Raw genomic sequence first — 13468 nt, 5'->3', positions numbered from 1 at the left:
CATGCCCGCTTTTACAGGGACCGATATGCGCCCTCGGTTGTCTCAGGCGCTCTCGAGGCTCTCCTCAAGCATCCCGGCAGGTCCGTGGAACGGCTCAGCGATGCGAAAGACCCCGCCCAATGAAATGCCCATAAGAACGCGCCGTCAGCTCCTGGGCCAACGCTGAGAGTCAAAACGCAGAAGATCGACGTTCGTAGCTCAACAGAGCTCAGCTCAAACAACGACACAGTCAAGAGGTTCTATGCTTCCGAAGCGTTCATGGATAATTCCCTATTCTAAGAATTTATCCCACCATTTGTTAATTATCCCTTATTTTAATTCGAGAGTCACGCGATTTCGCAACATGTTGACTTGCTGACTGGAACATCTCCTTGGCTAAAGCACAGCACGGGACGGCGAGGGATCCCGCCGTCGTTCGGCGCAACGACGGCGGATTTCTACGCGTTATCAGAGGGGCTCGCACCGGCACTTGCCAGCAGGTCGGCGATGGTGACATGCACCTCTCAGCGCCGGTGCCGCGTGTGATGGACTGCACCCCTTGGGTGGACTGCACCCCTGGACTGAGACAGAAGAATTAGAGTGACATGGGCGATCGGAGGGTGAATGCTCGACAAGCCCAGGACGCCCACACGTGGTTTCCCGCCCTCGCCAGAGCGGGATGAATTGGGTCGGGTCACGTCACCGCATCGGCCAGGGGCTGACGGGATACCGAGCGTCTTCGCGTTGCCTCTCCTGCGGTCCCCGGGGTCGAGCCCGGGGAGGAGAGGCTACGCCCGGTGCGATCCCTCCAGCGCGATCCGACCCGAAATCATCGGGCTCTGGAAGCTTGCGGTCAGCCGCCGGCACCGCTTCTCGCGGCGATTGCCGGCGGCTCGTCGACCCGCAGGCGATGCAGCATGCGCTTGCGGCGCGGGTCGGGGCTGGGCACGGCCGAGATCAGTCGCTGCGTGTAGGGCTCGCGCGGCCGGATGCAGATCTGCTCGGCGTCGCCGGTCTCCACGATCCGGCCCTTGTGCATGACGATCACCCGGTCGCAGAAGTACCGCACCACCGAGATGTCGTGCGAGATGAACAGGAAGCTGAGGCCCAGCCGGGCCCGCAGCTCCAGCAGCAGGTCGAGGATCTGGCTGCGGATCGACACGTCGAGCGCCGAGGTCGCCTCGTCGGCGATGATGATGCGCGGGTCGAGCGCCAGAGCGCGGGCGATGCCGATGCGCTGGCGCTGGCCGCCGGAGAAGGCGTGCGGGTGCCGCTCCATCGCCTGCGGGTCGAGCCCGACCAGCGCCATCAGTCCGGCGACCTTCGCCTCCAGCGCCGGGCCCTGCGCCAGGCCGTTGACCCGCAGCGGGTCGCCGATGATGTCCTTGACCGTCATCCGCGGGTTGAGCGAGGAGAACGGGTCCTGGAACACCAGCCGGACCTCGCGGTGGAAGCGGCGCAGCTCGCGCTTGCCCAGGCCCGTCACCTCGACCTCGCGCCCCTCACGGTCGCGATAGGCGACGGTGCCCGCGCTGGGCTCGACGATGCGCAGCACCAGGCGGCCGAGCGTGGTCTTGCCGGAGCCGCTCTCGCCGACGATGCCGAGGCTTTCGCCGGGATGCAGGTCGAAGCTGGCGTCGTCGACCGCCCGCAGCGCGTAGCGGCCGCTGCCGGGAAGCCAGCGGCGGGCGTCGCCATAGACCTTGCCCAAGCCGCGCACGGAGAGGATCGGCGCGCCGGCGGCCGCGGCCCCTGCCCGCCTCGCCCCGCCCGCCTCGAGCTTCGCGGTCGAGGCCAGCAGGCGGCGGGTGTAGGGGTGCTGCGCCCGATGGAAGATGTCGTCGACCGGGCCCTGCTCGACGATCCGGCCGAAGCGCATCACCGCCACGTCGTCGGCGACCTCGGCCACCACGCCGATGTCATGGGTGATCAGCAGCATCGCCATGCCGCGCTCGACCTGCAGCCGCTTGATCAGGTCCAGGATCTCGGCCTGGGTGGTGACGTCCAGCGCCGTGGTCGGCTCGTCGGCGATCAGGATGTCCGGGTCGCAGGCCAGCGCCATGGCGATCATCGCCCGCTGCCGCATGCCGCCGGAGAACTCGAAGGTGTAGCGGTCCGCCATCCGCTCCGGATCCGGGATCTCGACCTGGCGCAGCAGCTCGATCGCCCGCTGCTTCGCCTCGCGCCGATCCAGCGCCGTGTGCAGGCGGATCGCCTCGACGATCTGCGAGCCGATGCTGTGCACCGGCGACAGCGAGCTCATCGGCTCCTGGAAGATCAGGCCGATCCGGCGGCCGCGGATGGCCCGGATGTCGCGGCCGCGCGGGTCCAGCGCTGCCACGTCGATCTCGCGCCCCTCCGCCCGCAGCAGGATCCGGCCGCCGGTGATCCGGCCCGCCTTGTCGACGATGCGCAGCAGGGCGCGGGCGGTGACGCTCTTGCCCGAGCCGCTCTCGCCCACCAGGCACAGCGTCCGGCCGCGGCGGAGGTCGAAGCCGACGTTGCGGACCGCGTGCAGGATGTGGGTGCGCAGGTGGAAGTCGAGCGACAGGTCGCGGACCGACAGCGCCACGTCGTCGGGTGCGTCCATTGCCTCAGCTCTCATACGGGTCGGCGGCGTCGCGCAGCCCGTCGCCGAAGAAGTTGAAGGCGAGGACGGCGACCACCACGGCGAGGCCGGGCCAGAACAGCAGCCAGGGGGCGGTTGCAACGGTGCGGATGCTCTGCGCGTCCTGCAGCAGCACGCCCCAGCTGACCACCGGCGGCTTCAGCCCGATGCCGAGGAAGGACAGCGAGGTCTCGGCCACGATCATGGTCGGCACGGCGAGGGTGACCACGGCCAGGATATGGCTGGTCAGCGACGGCAGGATGTGGCGGAAGATCAGCCGCCGCTCGCCCGACCCGTCGAGCCGGGCGGCGGTGACGAAATCCTCGCCGCGCAGGGCCAGGAACCGGCCTCGCACCTCGCGCGCCAGCCCGGTCCAGCCGAGCAGCGAGACGATCACGGTGATGACGAAATAGACCTGCAGCGGCGACCAGCTGAGCGGGATGGCGGCGGCCAGGCCGAGCCAGAGCGGGATGGTCGGCATGGCGCTGACCACCTCGATCAGCCGCTGGATCAGCATGTCGACCCAGCCGCCATAGAAGCCGGAAACCGCGCCCAGCACCACGCCGAGGATGAGCGACATGGCGACGCCAACCAGGCCGATCGACATCGAGATCCGGGTGCCGTGGACCAGCCGCGAGAGCAGGTCGCGGCCGAGCCGGTCGGCGCCCAGCAGGTACATCGGGTCGTTCGGGTTGACCGGCCCGATCAGGTGCCGGTCGAGCGGGACCAGCCCCCACAGCTTGTAGGGCCGGCCTTTGACGAAGAAGCCGACCGGCACGATCTTGCTGTCGTCGACGACGAAGGTGCGGCGCAGCGCCTGCGGGTCGATCTCGACCTTGTAGCCCTTGACGTGCAGGTTGAACTCCCAGCCGCCGTCCTTCGTCGGCGCGAACAGGCTCAAGCCCTGCGGCGGGGCGTAGGTGTATTGCGACCGCGACAGGTCCGGGCTGGAGGGCGCGAGGAATTCGGCAAAGGCGCCGACGAGGTAGAGCAGCAGCACCACGGCCCCGGCCGCCATCGCCACCTTCTGGCGCAGCAGCTTGCCCAGCATCAGCCGCCAGGGGCCGACCGCCTCCCTGGCCGCGGCGCCGCGGCCGGGCTTGAGCGGGCTGGTCGCCGGCCCTTCGCTGTCCAGATCCGCCAGGTCCTGAATGGTCATGGCGCGGCCCTCAGCTGAACCGGATGCGGGGGTCGAGCAGCGCCAGCAGCAGGTCGGAGACCAGCATGCCGACCAGCGTCAATGCGCTGAGCAGCAGGATGAAGCTGCCGGCCAGGTACATGTCCTGCGACACCAGCGCCCGCAGCAGCAGCGGCCCGGCGGTCGGCAGGTTCAGCACGATCGCGGTGATGGTGACGCCCGAGACCAGATGGGGCAGCACCCAGCCGATCGCCGAGATGAAGGGGTTCAGCGCGATCCGCACCGGGTAGCGCAGCACCAGCCGGTGCTCCGGCAGGCCCTTGGCCCGGGCGGTGACGACATAGGGCTTGTTCAGCTCGTCGGTCAGGTTGGCCCGCAGGATGCGGATCAGCGCCGCCGTGCCGGAGGTGCCGATGACCACGACCGGAATCCAGAGATGGGCCAGCAGGTCCCAGGCCTTGCCCCAACTCCACGGCGCATCGGTGTATTCCGGCGAGTACAGGCCGCCGACGCTCTGCCCCAGGTAGCGGTAGCAGAGATACATCAGCGTCAGAGCGAAGATGAAGTTCGGGATCGCCAGGCCGAGGAAGCCTAGGAAGGTGAAGACATGATCGCCGACCGAATGCCGGCGGACGGCGGAATAGATGCCGATCGGCAGCGACACCGCCCAGACGAAGACCAGGCTGGCCAGCGAGATCGCCAGTGTCGACCCCATGCGGTCCCAGATCAGCCCGGCGACCGGCTGGTTCCAGTCGAAGGAATAGCCGAAGTCACCGCGGAACAGGATGCCGGACATCCATTTCCAGTACTGGACGTAGAAGGGCTGGTCGAAGCCGTATTGCGCGCGCAACCGCTCGATCTGCGCCGGGTCGATCGGCTGGCCGTTGTCGGACCAGGAGGACAGGAGCGAGGTCAGGTAGTCGCCCGGCGGCAACTGGATGATCAGGAACGAGATCAGCGACATGCCGAACAGCGTCGGCACCATGTAGAGAATGCGCTTGAGGATGTAGCCGAGCATCCGTCTCCTCCCCTGTCTCCGCCGGGCGCCTTTCCGCTCACCCCCAGGTCAGGTGCACGACCTCCAGCCGGTCGATGGACGGGACCTCGATCACCACCCGGCCGTCCTGCGGCACCGCCGGGACGTCCCGTCCGGCCACCAGCAGCGCCGCCCTGGCCACCGACCGGCCCGGCGGCACGGCGATCGAGACCCGCTGCGGGCCGAGCGGCAGCACCTCCCGCACCGGCCCCTTCAGCATCATCGGGTTGGTCAGGTTGACGATGGTCAGCGCCAGGCCGGAGGCATCCTCGCGCAAGGCCAGGTCGACCACGCCGGACCCCTCGACGGTGACCTGCGGTGCCTGGCCCAAAGCCCAGCGCACGGCGTTGCCGATCAGCCGGGAATGGTCGGGCGCCAGCACCTCCCAGAAGATCTCGCCGATGTTCCAGGGGATGTAGACCGACCGGCCGCCAGCCCCGGTCTCGCGCGCCACCACCGCGGCACCCTGCGGCGCCTCGCGGGGATAGACCTCCTCCATCGGCAGGTCCGGGAAGTCCGGCACATAGAGGAAGGGCTGCTCGGCGCCGGCCGCCGGGGCGACGTGGATCAGCCGGGTGCCGCCGATGACCCGGGCGGCGCCGTCATAGCCGGCATTGACCGGGTGCCGGCCGTTGAGGGCGACATAGCTGTTCTTGACGATGCCGCGCGGGCCGGATTGCAGCGTCACGCCCAGCACGTCGGCCAGGCCGAACTCCGGACGCTTCTCGCCGGTCTCGGTCCTGAGCGAGGTCTCATAGGCGGCGACGATGCTGCCGCCGCGCCCGACATAGGCGCGGATCACCTCGCATTGCGCGTCGGACAGGCAGGAGACGTTGGCCAGGACCAGCAGCTTGAACCGGTCCAGCGCCTCGGCCGTCATCACCTGGTCCGACAGCAGCTCGAAGGGCAGCCGGGCCTCGACCAGCGCATGGTAGAAGCCGAGGTCGTGGCGCTCGGCCTCGTGGCGCTTCTCCGGCGCCCAGTGCCGCAGCGTCGTCGACGGGTCGATCACCGCGATCTCCGCCGCCGGCTTCATCGGCGCCAGCACCGGCTCCAGCGCGGCATGCACCGCGAAGGCATCGGCCACCGGCTCGACCCAGCGGGTATCGGAGACGACGCCGTTGAACTTGGTGAACCACGGATGGATGCCGTGCGCGGCGCCGTCATTGATCCACAGTACGATCTCCTCGCCCGAGGTCACCGCGTCCTTCCAGCGATACTCCTCCTCCGGCCCGATCGAAGTGATCATCTGCACCGGGCGGTCCGGGAAGGTGGCGCGGATGCGCTTGCCGTTGCGCCCGGCCGACCAGCCGACCTCGACCCCGCGCCGGCCCTGGTGGTCGACCACCAGGAACGGGCAGTGCTTCTGGATCACCGACAGGTCGAACTCCATCAGCGAGGAGCCGCTCATGTTCGGGATGAAGCTGGCATGCGGCCGGATCGCCTTCACCGCGTCGTCCCACTGCGCCACCACGGCGGTCAGCACCTTGCGGCGCCAGGCCGCCCAGGCCTGCCACACCGGGTCGTTGGCGTCGGGCTGCAGCGGCAGGTCGTGGCCGGACTCCGCCTTGAACCGGGTGCGGCAGCTGTCGCAGTAGCAGACGCCGTGGCCCTGCCAGCGATTGGCGAAGATGGCGTCGATATCGTAGTTGCGGGTGATCTCCTCGACCACTTGCGGCATGAACCGGCTGTTGTAGTCGCCATAGGCGCAGGTGACCCAGACGTCGGGATAGGCCCAGTGCCGGCGCGGGCGGCCGTCCTTGTCGACCGCGATCCATTCCGGATGGGCGTCGGCCGCATCCTGGTGGATGGCGTGCGGGTCGACCCGGGCCATGACATGCATGCCGAGCGACCTGGCGCCGGCGACCAGCGTGCCGAAGGGATCGGTCTCGCCGATGAAGCGGCTGACATAATGCAGCGGCACCTGGCTCGGGTAATAGGCGATATAGCCGCCGGCCGACAGGCAGGTGGCGTTCGACCGGGTGCGACGGAACAGGTCGATCCAGACCTCGGGGTCGAACCGGACCGGGTCGTCCTCGGCCAGAGTGAGCTGGGTCCAGCGGGTGGCGGTCCGGTACCAGTCGGACGTACGGAGGGCGGTCGGCTGCGAGGTGTCGGGCATCGTGTCCATCGGCGTGGTCATGGGGGACCGGCCCGGATCGGCCGGCGCGGGGATCAGGCCTTGAAGTACTGCTCCGGCCGGGTCGGGCCGGGCGTCGGCCAGCCGAAGGAGTTCGGCATGGACCTGGTGACGTTCACCATGGCGTTGCGGACGACGCCGTAGCTGTCGGCGGGCAAGGTGACACCGAAGGTGTAGAAGGCGTCGGCGCACAGCTCGAGGACCTGCCGCATCAGCTCGTTCTGCTTCGCGGGATCCGCGGTGGCCTTGAGCTGGTCGTAGAGATCGAACTGCTTCTTCGTCACCTCCGGCGGCTCGATCGCATCCGGGTTGGTGCGGTCGCGGTACCAGAGCTGCCAGCCCTTGGCGTAGAAGGATTCGGTCGTGTAGGGCAGGAAATAGCGGGGGTCGAGCATCGCCGGGATGCCGGAATTGCCGCCGAACTTGTGCGCGGTGCCGTCGAACTCCCGCCCCTGCCGCACCCGCGTCTCCCACAGCGACCGGTCCATCGGCTTCATCTGCACGTCGATGCCGACCGCCTGGAACATCGGGATGGCGAGCTGGAAAATGTCGACGAAGGTGGTCCGCGACTGGTCGATCTCGAAGATGATCGACACCCGCCGGCCCTGGCTGTCCAGCCGGTAGCCGTCGCCGTCCTTGTCCGGGATGATCTTGTCCAGCGACGCATTGGCGCCATCCGGATCGTAGCTGGTGTACTGCGTCGCCAGCCGCTCGACATACAGCGGATCGCCCGTCTCGATCGACGCCTGGGCCGGCGCGCCCTGGCCGATGAAGACGGTGTCGATCAGCGCCTGCCGGTCCAGCGCCATCGACAGCGCCGCCCGGAAGTCCTTGGTCTGGAACAGGGTACGCTTGACTTCGTCAGGATGGTTGAGGTTGAGCATGAAGACCATCTCGTTGGCCTCGGTCGAGGTCAGCGTGTAGAAGCCGTAGCCGCCCTTCTCCTGACCGTCGAACAGCACCGCCTTGTTGGCCGGGGTGGCGATGTACTGGTCCATCATGTCGATCTCGCCCTGCAGCACCTTCAGCAGCAGGACCTGGGGGTCGGCCACCATCTGGTAGACGATGCGGTCGAAATAGGGCAGCTGCTGCCCGGCGGTGTCGACCTTCCAGTAATACGGGTTGCGCTCGGCGATCGCCCGCTCGGTGCTTTCCCCCGGCGCGACGGTCAGCTTCCAGGCCGTGAGGGTCGGACGCTTCGAGTTCTGGAAATAGTCGTTGTCGCTGGCGAAGCCGGCCTCGAACTGGAACAGCGGGATCCAGCTCTCGAAGCCGCGGGACTTGGCCAGCTCATTGGCCTGCGGGTTGTGCTTGGGGTGGAACTGCTGCAGGTAGTGCTTCGGCGCCTTGCAGGTCTGGTCGGAATTGGCCCAGGCGATCTGCAGCGGGAACAGGCCGCTCGGCCGGTCGAAGATCACCTTGAAGGTCTGCGCGTCCACCACCTCCAGCCGGGCCGGCTTGCCGCCGGACTTCCAGTGGTCCTGGCCGATGAAGGCGACCTCCTTGTTCAGCAGGATGTCCTCGTACCAGAAGCGGATGTCCTCGGTGGTGAAGGGGTGGCCGTCCGACCATTTCATCCCCTTGCGCAGCCGGACCGTGAACTCGCGCGCATCCGGGCTGGCCTGAAAATCCTCGGCGACGTTCAGCGTCACCCCCGACCAGTCCGGCGTGTAGCGCAGCAGCGGCTCGTAGCCCTGGTAGCGCACCAGCATCGACAGCGACCCGCCGCCGACCAGCGCGTGGGACCAGTCGCCGCCATGCGTGCCGACGCGGTCGACCGGCGTGATCACCAGCGGGTTTTCCGGCAGCCGGTCCTTGAGCGGCGGCAGGTCGCCCTTGTCGACCAGCGCCTGCAGCACCGCGGCTTCCTTGGCATCCCCGGCGAAGGCGCGGACCGGCAGCACCGGGATGGCGATCGCGGCGGAGCCGGCCGCGAGAAAGGCACGACGGCTCAGCGCCGCCTTCAGCTCTTCCCTCATGGTGTCCTCCCAGCCAGTAGGGCTAACGCATTAGCTCTTGCTTTGGCTAACGGTAGCGTTCCAGTATGGTTTTGTTAGGTAAAGCGTTATGTTCGATCTTTTTTCGATGATGGATGGCGATGGGCGCTGAACGACGGGGCGGCCGGGTGACGCTGCAGCAGATCGCCGACCGCGTCGGCGTGTCGAAATTCGCCGTGTCACGCTCGCTCTCGGGCAAGGACGGGGTCAGCGAGGCGACGCGCCGTAGGGTCGAGGAAGCGGCCGAAGTGCTCGGCTATACCGGTGCGCAGGCCGGCCCGCGCGACATCGGCTTCGTCTGCTACGACATGGACCTGGTCAACAGCGAGCTGCGGATGATGGTGCAGAACGGCGTGCAGCAGGAGGCGCACCGGCTGGGCTATCCGCTGCGGCTGCAATGGACCCACGCGCCCGACCACGTCGCCTCGATCGCGAAGCAATGCGCCGGGCTGCTGGTGGTCGGGCCGCATGACCGGCAGACGATCGAGCTGGTCGACGCCATGCACATCCCGGTGGTGCGCATGGGCTGGATCTCGCCGCTCGAGCCGGTCGACCAGGTGTCGGGCACCGACCGCGAGGCCGGCCAGGCGATCGGGCAGTATCTCCTGGGGCTCGGCCATCGCGTCATCGCCTTCGTCTATGGCGCGACCGCCTATCGCGGGCGGACGGAGCGCTACCACGGCATCCGCGAGGTCACCGAGGTCGTGCCGGACGCGTCGCTGCACCAGATGTGGTTCGAGGAGAATGGCGGCTTCGTCGGCGCGCTGCGGGCGCTGCAGGCCAAGGGCGTCAACCCCACCGCCATCTTCTGCCCGCATGACGGGCTGGCGGTGACGGTGGTGTCGGAGCTGCTGAGGCTCGGCTACCGCATCCCCGAGGATGTCTCCGTGATCGGCTTCGGCGACTTCGTGGCGGCGACGCAGATCTCGCCGCAGCTGACCACCGTCCGGGTCCATGGCGCCGAGATGGGCGCGGCCGCCGTCCGCCTGCTGATCGAGCGGATCCGGCAGGGACGGCCGCCCTACGACCCGCCGCAGCGCATCCTGATCGCCTCGAAGATCGTCGAGCGCCGGTCCTCGGGCCCTTGCCCGCCGCCGCGTGCCGACCAACGAGGCTAGGGTCCGCAGACATTTACTGGCGAGGAAGGCGGCGAGGAGGTGGATGGCGACGGCGCGATTCTGTCCTGGCTCTGGCCCGGCATAGCTCCATTCACTGCCGACACCGACGTGTCGGCCCACCGGACAATTCGGCTGCTCCCGACACAGATTCGTCCCTATGGTTGCTACAGATAAGCAGTCATGAGATAATCGGCCGAATTCTGGTCGACTTTTCCGGCTTGGCCTTTTCGGCCGATTGATTGAAGCTTTCCGATCTTTCTGAAGCGATTTCCGACTATCAAGTAGGAATACTATGAATTATCTTGAGAAAATTCCTGTTCCACCCCACGGCACATTCAATCTCGGCCTGACAGCCGCCAACAACAAGGGCATGGTCGGATTTTTCGGACATCCGGTCATCGACGGCAAATATCGCCCGGATGGCAAATGCACGACCGCGAATAGCCCTCCATTCAAGAAACTCCTGGCGACGCGTAACGTCGGCCCATTCGCCCTGACCGGCATCAAGCCGGCGCTTGATGCGATCGAGGCGATCTTCCTCCGGGTCAAGGCCGAGCAACCTGCTCTATATGCAATACTGCAGACGGAGGGGATGCTGTGCTGTCGATTCACCAAGATCAAACAGAAGAATGGGACAATCAAGATCGGCCCCAATGTGTCCAATCATTCATGGGGGACAGCCGTAGATATCAAACTCGCCGGCAGTCTGGACACACAGGGCGATGGATTTACGCAGCGCGGGCTTCTCGTTCTATCCGCCTATTTCAACGCGGCGGGATGGTTTTGGGGCGCGGCATTCCCCGTCGAGGACGCCATGCATTTCGAGGTCTCGCGGAGCCTCCTCTCCAGATGGCAGCAATCCGGGCTGATTTGACGATCGGCATTTCCAGCAAAAAAAATGCCAAACTTCGTCATAAGATCAGCCTCTGTGAAGATACTTTGAACTTTTCAGTATTTTATCGGCAGATCACAGAGAGTGTGATGATGAAATCGATATTAAATACATTAATATTTATCTTCGTTCTATCCCATGCTCTTTCTTCTTGGGCGCAGACGGAAAATACGACTGGAAAGATCTCCGTCGGTGTGGGTGAAGAACGAGTGGTCGCAGGTCCGGCAAAGGATATCAAGGTCGTGATCCCGCCACAATTCGGCACCACCGCCATCCAGACCGACCCCAGCGACAGCACAAAATCTAACCTCATCTACCAGCCGATGAGATCTGCATCCGGCAAAGAAGACAAACTCACATACCAAGCGGAAAATATACCACAAAAGGAAATTATAATATCAATCACTCCCATCGCCACAACTCTATCAAGCAAAGTCTATTTTTCTGCATTCGAAACAATTTCTTTGCTGTTCGCATTGGCCGTGATCCTGGAATCGGCATTGGCCGTTCTATTTAACTGGAGACCGTTTGTCGAAACATTCAACCCCCGCGCAATCCGACATCTGATATCGATCGTCTCCGCTTACATCATTGTTTCGATATTCAAACTGGATCTGATCACGACGCTGATCAATGCCTCGACCAACAGTACATATGCGGCAGACGTTCCGGGCCTGATCATTACCGCGCTGGTAATCGCCGGCGGCAGCGCGGGAGTCAACAATTTGCTCGTCGCGCTCGGCTATCGCGAGGTCAAGACACCGGCAACGACAGCGCCGCAGCCGGCGAAAGGCAAGGCCTGGCTGGCCGTAAGCGTGGCGCGTTCCTCGGAAGGAGCGGTTGGACCAGTCAAGATCTTCGTTTGCGGACCCGATAAAATCGATCAGGGGCCCGACGGCCTGCCGCGTGTTCGCCCTGAGACACCGCTCGCAGGCATGATCGACGGCCCCTCGCTGTCCGGCCTGCGCGGGTTCTTCATGCGGGATCGCGGCCGATATCCAAATTACGGCGGTTGCGAGGTCGCGATAGATACGCCTCTCGCGGTCGTGCTGGAAGGCAGCAAGGCCGGCGACGTCACAGTCACCAAACAGTGGGGACCGCATAGTTTCGCGGTGGGTGCGGTGGTCGATCTCAAGCTTGTGATCTGATCGGGATCCGACCCATGCGGGCGCGATCAACTTCGCTGCGGATCTCTGCTCCGCAGCGGCTCGGCCGATCGCCCCACGAGTCCAGCGACTGACGGGTGCACCAACATGACCGACAATTCTTTCGCCGACGACGACGCCAAACCCGAACCGGGCATTGCGCTGTGCCTTTCGGGTGGCGGCTATCGCGCCATGGTCTTCCATCTGGGCGCGCTGATCCGGCTGAACGAGGCCGGATTGCTATCCCGGCTGGCACGGGTGTCCAGCGTCTCGGGCGGCTCGATCACCGCGGGCTATCTTGCCCTGCGCTGGAACGACCTCGCCTTTGACGCCTCCGGCCGGGCCACGCGACTGCATCTGGTCGTCGACAAGATCCGTGCGATGGCGCGCACGGATGTCGATGCCGGCGCCATCCTCGGCGGGCTTCTCCTGCCCGGCTCCATCGGCGACCGCGTTGCACGATCCTACGACGACGAGCTGTTCGAGGGCGCAATGCTCTCCGATCTGCCCGATGATCGATCGGGCAAGGCCCCGCGCTTCGTGATCAACGCGACGAATGTGCAATCGGGAGCGCTGTGGCGGTTCTCCCGGCCGTATATGGGGGATTACCGCGTTGGATTGTTCCGGAATCCGACGCTGAAGCTCTCCCTCGCCGTGGCGGCCTCATCCGCGTTTCCGCCGGTCCTCTCCCCGGTGACGGTCCCGATCGGTGACCCGGTTGATCCGTCCACGGTCGGCGATCTCGGACCCGGATTCCAAACCGAGGCGGTGTTGAGCGACGGCGGCGTGTACGACAATCTCGGGCTGGAGGCCGCATTCAAGCGATATCAGACAATTCTCGTCAGCGACGGCGGCCAGAAGATCGCGGCCGATGAGACCCCAGCACATGACTGGATGCGTCATTCCATTCGGATTCTCAACATCGTCGACAACCAGGTCCGAAGCCTCCGGAAACGTCAGCTTATCGACGCATACGAGGCGAATGACCGGACGGGGACATATTGGGGAATCCGCACCGCATTCTCCGACTACGGTGCCCCGTCCGATCCACTGGGATGTACAGGGCGCGATCCCAGGCCGTTGGCGGAAACGCCAACCAGGCTCGAGGCGCTGTCCGATGTCGTTCAGGAAAAGCTGATCAACTGGGGCTATGCGATCGCGGACACGGCATTGCGAACCCATTTCGGCCCGGCGCTGCAATCCCGGTATTCCGTCAGTATCACCGCCCCCGCGGGGTTCCCTTATGGACATGGTTACTGACCGCCGCCGAGCCCGGCCCGCGGGAGCGCGTGATCAGGAGATGCGGATGAACGTCGTGCTGCAGGCTGGGGCCGTCCAGGACCGCACCGCACGTGCCGAGTGGCGCGTTGGCCATCGGGAGGATCCGGCTGCTCCGTCGGGATTGCGGCCCCATG

At 65.8% G+C, this 13468-nt stretch carries 9 protein-coding genes; 4 read left to right on the top strand and 5 right to left on the bottom strand.

From position 1 onward, the window contains the following. Positions 1-832: 832 nt before the first annotated feature. Genes FFK22_RS22470 through FFK22_RS22450 form a run of 5 tightly spaced genes read right to left on the bottom strand, consistent with a single transcriptional unit; the run spans position 833 to position 8880 of the window. The gene (locus FFK22_RS22470) at positions 833-2569 is read right to left on the bottom strand and encodes an ABC transporter ATP-binding protein (protein ID WP_138886596.1); all 1737 of its coding nucleotides are present in this window, start codon (positions 2567-2569) and stop codon (positions 833-835) included. Between the two features lie 4 nt (positions 2570-2573). After that, a complete protein-coding gene (locus FFK22_RS22465; RefSeq protein WP_138886597.1) occupies positions 2574-3746 on the bottom strand; it encodes an ABC transporter permease in 1173 nt (390 codons plus the stop codon). A 10-nt stretch (positions 3747-3756) separates the two neighbouring features. Next, positions 3757-4743, bottom strand: a complete 987-nt coding sequence (locus tag FFK22_RS22460; RefSeq protein WP_138886598.1) for an ABC transporter permease — start codon at positions 4741-4743, stop codon at positions 3757-3759. Positions 4744-4780: 37 nt separating this feature from the next. Next, positions 4781-6904, bottom strand: a complete 2124-nt coding sequence (locus tag FFK22_RS22455; protein WP_221938778.1) for a family 10 glycosylhydrolase — start codon at positions 6902-6904, stop codon at positions 4781-4783. Positions 6905-6936: 32 nt separating this feature from the next. Next, entirely contained in the window at positions 6937-8880 is a 1944-nt protein-coding gene (locus FFK22_RS22450) for an ABC transporter substrate-binding protein (RefSeq protein ID WP_138886599.1), read from the bottom strand. Between the two features lie 119 nt (positions 8881-8999). Between FFK22_RS22450 and FFK22_RS22445 the strand changes: the two genes are divergently transcribed. From FFK22_RS22445 to FFK22_RS22430, 4 genes are all read left to right on the top strand, one after another. Further along, complete coding sequence (locus tag FFK22_RS22445) at positions 9000-10016, top strand: LacI family DNA-binding transcriptional regulator (RefSeq protein ID WP_138886600.1); 1017 nt, start codon at positions 9000-9002, stop codon at positions 10014-10016. 292 nt (positions 10017-10308) lie between these two features. Then, entirely contained in the window at positions 10309-10890 is a 582-nt protein-coding gene (locus FFK22_RS22440) for a M15 family metallopeptidase (RefSeq protein WP_138886601.1), read from the top strand. Continuing rightward, entirely contained in the window at positions 10866-12056 is a 1191-nt protein-coding gene (locus tag FFK22_RS22435; protein WP_138886602.1) for a hypothetical protein, read from the top strand. Before FFK22_RS22440 ends, FFK22_RS22435 begins: the two co-directional genes overlap by 25 nt. A 105-nt stretch (positions 12057-12161) precedes the next feature. Beyond that, complete coding sequence (locus tag FFK22_RS22430; RefSeq protein ID WP_138886603.1) at positions 12162-13313, top strand: patatin-like phospholipase family protein; 1152 nt, start codon at positions 12162-12164, stop codon at positions 13311-13313. Positions 13314-13468: the final 155 nt, after the last annotated feature.

Source organism: Mycobacterium sp. KBS0706 (assembly GCF_005938675.2).
GTDB lineage: Bacteria > Pseudomonadota > Alphaproteobacteria > DSM-16000 > Inquilinaceae > Inquilinus.
The sequence above is the reverse complement of the archived record's forward strand: the minus strand, read 5'-3'. Positions and strand labels throughout refer to the sequence as shown.